Annotated in this window: 5 protein-coding genes; 3 read left to right on the top strand and 2 right to left on the bottom strand. The window is 67.2% G+C overall.

What is annotated here, in order from left to right; genetic code table 11:
* A partial coding sequence (locus GSQ76_RS11475; RefSeq protein WP_174247327.1) for a penicillin acylase family protein occupies positions 1-1270 on the bottom strand: 1270 nt, incomplete at its 3' end.
* A gap of 93 nt (positions 1271-1363) precedes the next feature.
* Here GSQ76_RS11475 and GSQ76_RS11470 point away from each other — a divergent pair.
* The gene (locus GSQ76_RS11470; RefSeq protein WP_158744042.1) at positions 1364-2077 is read left to right on the top strand and encodes a GntR family transcriptional regulator; all 714 of its coding nucleotides are present in this window, start codon (positions 1364-1366) and stop codon (positions 2075-2077) included.
* A 32-nt stretch (positions 2078-2109) separates the two neighbouring features.
* Here GSQ76_RS11470 and GSQ76_RS11465 read toward each other — a convergent pair whose 3' ends face one another.
* Positions 2110-3687 (bottom strand): ABC transporter substrate-binding protein, encoded by a 1578-nt coding sequence (locus GSQ76_RS11465; RefSeq protein ID WP_158744041.1) that lies wholly within the window; start codon positions 3685-3687, stop codon positions 2110-2112.
* Between the two features lie 101 nt (positions 3688-3788).
* Between GSQ76_RS11465 and GSQ76_RS11460 the strand changes: the two genes are divergently transcribed.
* Together GSQ76_RS11460 and GSQ76_RS11455 are read left to right on the top strand one after the other, a co-directional pair.
* A complete protein-coding gene (locus tag GSQ76_RS11460) occupies positions 3789-5216 on the top strand; it encodes an amidase (protein WP_158744040.1) in 1428 nt (475 codons plus the stop codon).
* Between the two features lie 52 nt (positions 5217-5268).
* On the top strand, positions 5269-6654 hold a 1386-nt coding region (locus GSQ76_RS11455; protein ID WP_158744039.1), incomplete at its 3' end, for a glycerol-3-phosphate dehydrogenase.

The raw sequence follows: 6654 nt of genomic DNA, 5'->3' as shown, positions 1-6654 counted from the left end.
CCACGTCGCCCGCCACCAAATTGTGGTCGATCATGCCCCAGCCGCGCGTCGCCTCGTACAGCGCCGGCACCGTGTGGGCTCGCGCCATGCGGGGCAGGCAGTCGAACGAGTGATCCGTCTCCGCGAATTGGACCGAGCGCAGGGTGAGGACAGCGCCCGATTTCGGGTCCCCGGCGATTACCGGGCCATGCCGGGTCTCAACGATGTCGAACGACCGGGTCTCGCCGCCGCGGATGGTGATGCTGTCGCGGCGGATGCTCGCCGGCTCCCACGCCTCGCGGAAGCGGGCGGCGGTGCCGGTGTCGTCGAACCGCTCCAGGAACAAGTCGTAGATGTCCATGAAGGCGTGCGTCACGCAGTAGGCGACGTGTTCGTTGTGGGCGAAATGCGGGAAGCTCGGCACGCCGGGCACCGTCAGCCCGATCGTGTCGAAATCGTCGCAGGCAAGGTGCGCCTGAGCATACATGCCCGGCAGTTCGAACACGCGATGCGGATCCCCGGCCAGGATGGGTCGGCCCGTGGCGGTGCCGGCCGGGCCGACCGCCCAGTTGTTGCTGCCGCCGCCGGTTTCGTCGCCACCGGTCTCGGCGCCCATGGCCTTCAGCAGATGCTCCACCGCCGGGCCCAACGCCGCCAGATCGGCCGCCCAGCGCGTCGCCGTCGTGCCCGGCGGGATGCACAGCAGGTCGCGCCCGCCATCGTCGTAGCGCAGCTTCATCGCGTTGGCCGCACCCACCACGGGCAACGCCAGCGTCCGCCACAGCTTGAACCAGATGGACCCCATCAGCAGCCCAAGGCGGCGCATCACGGCAATGCTGTGCCACGGCTCCCATTCGTCCGGCACGGCATCCAGCAGGCCATATTCGACCGGCAGAGGCGCACCGGATTGCAGGAACGCGTTCACCCCGGCGGCATAGGCGGTCAGCATCGCCTTGGCGTCCGCCGTCAATGCCGCGTAGTCGCGCTTGCACGCGGCTTCCATGCCCAGGCGCCGCACCAGGATGTCGCTATCCGCTGCCTCCGCCCCCAGCCATTCGGCGGAGCGGCCGAGCGCCTTGCGCCGGGTCAGGTCCATCTGGAACAGACGGTCCTGCGCGGCGACGAAACCCTGCGCGAAATAGGCGTCGGCAGTGGTGGTGGCGCGGATGTGCGGAATGCCCCAATTGTCGCGATACACCATCACCTCGCCCGTCAGCCCCGACAGGCGCAACTCGCCGGACAGCGGCGGCAGGGCGGCGTGTAGCCCGGCAGTATCGAGGGTGATTGGCATGGAAACGGCCCTTCTCGCGACGGCGGTTGAAAACGGTACAGTGATTTTAACGGCGATGCCGATATATCAGCTGGTCAGGTAGTGAGAGAATCGATGACCGAGATTGCGGAGATCGTTGACTTCGTCGCCCCCGTTGGGCGGGAGAACCTGGCCGGCCGCGTTTACGACACCCTGCGGGAAGCCCTTTTTGAAGGGCGCCTGCATCCCGGCCAGCGCCTTCGCATCCGTGACCTGGCGGCGGCGATGCAGGTGTCGGAAACCCCGGTGCGCGAGGCGGTCGTCCAACTGGCGCGCGAGCGGGCGCTGCGGCTGGACGCGGCCCGGTCCATCACCGTCGCCGGATTGACCCTGGCGCAATATCTGGAACTCCGCACCATCCGCATGGAGTTGGAGGGCCTGGCAGCCGAAGCGGCGGCGCTGCGCATCATCCCGGAAACCGTGGACGCGATGGAATTGGCCCATAATGCGCTGATCGTCGCGGAGGAGACGGCGCAGCCGCTGGTCGCCAACCGGTCCAATTGGGCATTCCACCACACCCTGTACGCCGCAGCGGCGATGCCGGAACTGCTGGCCCTGATCGAGGGGATCTGGCTGCGCAACGGCCCGATGCTGGCCCGGCTGTACCCCGATGCGCGACCGACCTATCCCGGGCGCCACCGCCATCTGGACGTGCTGGACGGGTTGCGCGCCCGCTCCCCCAGCCAAACCCGCAAGGCATTGGCGGCGGACCTGGTGGAGGGCGGGGCAAACCTGGTGGCCCGGCTGGAGAAGCTGGACCGCGAATCCGCCTGGTCGCCCCCCGATTAGACCACGCGACGGTAGACTCACGCTGCCGGCGCCTATGCCGACAGCGTGACGTCCCAGAACATCGGGAAGCTGGACTGGATGAGCCCCTGCATGCGGGTGCGATAGCCTGCCGGGCGGCTAAACTGCCCCCACATGATCGAGGGCGTGGTCTTGTAGGCGTCTTCCTGAATCTGGGCTGCCACCGCCTTGCGGGACGCATCGTCCGGCGCCTTGGCGAAGTCGCTCAGCAGCTTCGTCGTCGTGGCGCTGCAGCTCCAACCCGGGTAATCCGCGCAGTTGCTGGAGACGTAGAAGTGAGTGAGGGGTGAGGCCATGTCGATGCCGTTGGAGTAGACGGGAAACATGCTCCACCCCGTCTTGTTGGCGCGGCGGGCGAGCACCGTGCCCCAATCCATCACTTGTTCGTCGACGGTGAAGCCGACCTCCTTCATATGCTGCGCCAGGACGCTGCCGGCGGCCTGAGAGATCGATTGCGAAACCTGCAGGATGACGACCGGCTCGCCCTTATAGCTGGTCTTGGCGAGCGCGGCCTTGGCGCCTGGGATGTCCAGCTTGGCGATGCCCGACCCGGCATCGGTCGAAAGCGGGGCGCCGCACATCCAGAATGATTTGCATTCGTCGACGGCGAACTGGTCGGGGATGCCGGCGGCAGTCAGCATTTCCTTCTGGTCGACCAGCTTCCACAGGATTTCGCGCACCGCCGGGTCGGCAAAGGGGCCGCTGGCGGCATTCAGGCGGAAATTGCCCTGGAACATATCCAAGCCCTTCAGCGTCATGACCTTGATGTTCGGGGCCTTCTGCAATTGCCCGATCAGGTCGAACGGCAGGTACTGCATGTAGTCGACCTCGCCCTGCATGAGCGCGTTGGCGCTGGTGGTGTCGTCCGACATCGCCCGCCAGGTCATCGTGTCGATATGCACGACTTTGCCGCCGGCAACGAAATCGGCTGGCTCCTTGCGGGGGACGTATTTGGTGAACTTGTCCAGGGTCATGCTGTCGCCCGGCCGCCATGCGCTGGCGCGGAACGAGAACGGGCCGGAGCCGACGATCTCCTTGATCCGCTGGTCCCCGGCGGCGGTGACGATGCGGGCCGGCATGATGAACGGCACGGGCGCATTCGGCTTGCCCAGCACCGTCAGCATCAGCGGGAACGGCTGCTTCAGCGTGATGGTGAACGTCTTGCTGTCGGTCGCAGCCATGCTGGCCCCGGCGCTCAGCAGCATGCGGCCCAAACTGTCCTTCGGTGCCCAACGTTGCAGCGACGCGACGCAGTCCGCCGCGGTCACCGGCGCGCCGTCATGGAAGGCCAGCCCGTCCCGCAGCATGAAATGCCAGGTGAGTTGGTCGGGCGACGTGTCGAACGCATCGACCATCTGCGGATGGATTGCCCCGTCCGTATCCATCGAGAACAGCGTGTCGAAGATGTGGTAGCCGAAGGTGCGAGTGATCGCCGCCGTGGTCATGTGCGGGTCGAGGATCACGGCCTCCGACTCCAACACCACGCTCAGCGGCTTGTCGGCAGCGCGGCCGGCGCGCGGGGCCAGGGCGGCCAGCGCGCCAGCCCCCGTTCCCAGCAACAATCCGCGTTTGGTGACACCAAGGTTGGACATGCTGTTTCCTCATTTGACGGGGGCTATGTGTTCGGAATGATATATCCAATATCGAATGGCGCAACATGATTTCGGTGGCGCCGGGGAAAGGATACCAGATCGTGCCCGACACAGACCTGCTTTTCATGACCGCCGCCCGCGCCGCCGCCTTGATCCGTTCGGGCAAGCTTTCCCCCGTCACCTACATGCAGGAGGTGCTGGCCGCCGCCCATGCCGCGCAGCCGGGTCTGAACCCCTTCGTCGCCATCATGGACGAGCCCGCCCTGGCCGGCGCCCGCGCCGCCGAAAAGGCGGTGAAGGATGGGGCCAAGCTTGGCCCGCTGCACGGTATTCCCGTCAGCATCAAGGACCAGGTGGACGTCGACGGGGTGGTGACGACCCATGGCTCGGCCATCTTCGCCGACAACATGCCGCCCGAAGATGACGTGACCGTCGCCCGGTTGCGCGCCGCCGGGGCTGTCGTGTTCGCCAAGACCCGTTTGCCGGAGTTCGGGCACAAGGGCCTGACCGACGGCCCCGGCTTCGGCACCACCCGTAACCCCTGGGACCCATCGCGGACCACCGGCGGCTCCAGCGGCGGGGCTGGTGCGGCGGTCGCGATGGGCATCGGCCCGATCGGGCTGGGGACGGATGGCGCCGGGTCGATCCGTATTCCGGCGGCGTGTTGCGGGCTGGTGGGGCTGAAGCCAACATTGGGGTCGATCCCCTGGCAGCAGGCGACCGACGCGTTCGGCAACTACACCTATGCCGGCCCGATGACCCGCAGCGTGACGGATGCCGCGCTGATGCGGGCCGCCATGGTCGGGGCCAGTGACAAGGACCCCTGGACCCTGGGCGGCGGCGGCGAGCGTGGGCTGACCCCGGGGCTGATCGGGCGCGACCTATCGGGCCTGCGCATCGGCGTCATCGCCCGCATGGCCAACCCCCGCGTGCAGGCGGAAATGGCGGAGCACACCATCGCCTCCGTCGATGCGCTGGTCGCGATGGGCGCCGATGCGGATGCTGCGGGCGAGGGGATCGACTGGATCGAGATGCCGGGCCGGGTGATGTATCAGGGTAACTACGCCGTCTCGATGGCGCGGCATCTGGGGCAGTGGTCGAACCAGATGGACCCGAGCCTGCTCGCCTTCGTCGAGCGTGGCAGCAAGTTCTCCATGGCCGATTTCCGCCAGGGCCAATATGCCCGCACCCGCCTATTCCGGGACATCCAGGCACTGTTCACCCGGTTCGACGTGCTGGTGTCGCCAACCCTGTCCCGCACCGCGCTGCCGGCCGATTTCGACGCCGCGCATGACGAGATCGAGATCGATGGCGAGAAGTGCGGCATCACCCGCCAGGGCTGGAGCAGCTACGTCTACCCCTTCAACCTCACCGGGCACCCGGCGTTGACCATCCCATCCGGTTTCGCGGCGGACGGGTTGCCGACGGCGGTGCAGTTGATCGGGCCGTGGGGCAGCGATCTGGACCTGCTGCGGCTGGGTGCGCTGCTGGAGGATGCGCGCCCGTGGGCCGATAAACGGCCGGTTTGATCCGCGTTTTCGTTAGTTGAGCCGCGGCCGGAACCCTCATACTCTCGTTGCAGTGGAAGACACGTCGGACCTTTACGACCTCGCCATCATAGGCGGAGGCATCAATGGCTGCGGCATCGCGCGGGACGCGATCGGCCGCGGCTATTCGGTGTTCCTGTGTGAGGCAGGCGATCTCGGCTCCGCCACCTCCTCGGCTTCCACCAAACTGGTGCATGGCGGGCTGCGCTACCTGGAGCATCATGAATTCCGCCTGGTGCGGGAGGCGCTGATGGAGCGGGAGGTGCTGTGGGGGATCGCGCCGCACATCATCTGGCCGCTGCGCTTCGTGCTGCCGCATCACCGTGGGTTGAGGCCTGCCTGGCTGCTGCGGCTGGGGCTGTTTCTGTACGACCATCTAGGCGGCCGCAAACGCCTGCCGAAAACCCGCACCCGCCGCCTGCGCCACGACCCCGCCGGTGAGCCGTTGAAGCCCGAATACACGCTGGGCTTCGAATACTCCGATTGCTGGGTGGAGGACGCCCGCATGGTGGTGCTGAACGCGCGCGACGCGGCGGAGCGGGGGGCGACGGTTGCCACCTGCACCCGCTGCACCGGCGCCGACCGCGAGAGCGACCACTGGGTGCTACACCTATCGGACGAGCGCACTGGCAAGGACCGGACGATCCGCGCCCGCACCCTGGTGAACGCCGCCGGGCCGTGGGTCGGGGACGTGTTGCAATCCGTGGTGCGGGCCAACACCGTCAGCCGGGTGCGTATGGTCAAGGGCAGCCACATCGTCGTCCGCCGGTTGTACCCGGGCGAGCAATGCTACATCTTTCAGAACAGCGACGGCCGCATCTTCTTCGTTATTCCCTACGAACGGGATTTCTCGCTGATCGGCACGACGGACATGGATTACGACGGCGACCCGCGCGACGCCGCGGCGTCCACCGAGGAAATTGCCTATCTGTGCAACGGCGCCTCCGAATACCTACGACGCAAGGTGACGCCGCGCGATGTGGTTTGGACCTATTCCGGCGTCCGGCCGCTCTATGACGACGGCGCATCCAAGGCGCAGGCCGCGACCCGGGAATACGTGCTGGAACTGGACGCCGGGGACAATTGCCCGGCGCTGCTGTCGGTGTTCGGCGGCAAGATCACCACCTACCGTCGGCTGGCGGAGGCCGCTTTGCTGAAGCTGAAACCGGTGCTGCCGGCCCCCACCGGGCTGCCGCCGGGCTGGACCGGCACTGCGCCGCTACCCGGCGGTGATTTTGCGGATTTCACCGGCGAACTGGCGCGGATGCAGGCGGTGTATCCGATGGTGCCGTCGACGACGATGCACCGCCTGGTCCGCGCTTACGGCACCTGCGTCGCCGACCTGCTCGGGCCGGTGGGCGAGCCGAACCCGCTGGGCCGCATCTTCGGCGCGGATCTGTCCGCCGCAGAAATCCGCTAC

Origin of the sequence: Acidisphaera sp. L21 (assembly GCF_009765685.1) — a bacterium.
Lineage (GTDB): Bacteria > Pseudomonadota > Alphaproteobacteria > Acetobacterales > Acetobacteraceae > LMUY01.
Note: the sequence above shows the minus strand (reverse complement) of the source record. Positions and strands in the feature narration are given on the sequence as shown.

Excerpts from the sequence above, each read along its gene's own strand:
- GSQ76_RS11470 (WP_158744042.1), top strand. The coding sequence starts at position 1,364 with ATGACCGAGATTGCGGAGATCGTTGACTTCGTCGCCCCCGTTGGGCGG.
- GSQ76_RS11465 (WP_158744041.1), bottom strand. The coding sequence starts at position 3,687 with ATGTCCAACCTTGGTGTCACCAAACGCGGATTGTTGCTGGGAACGGGG.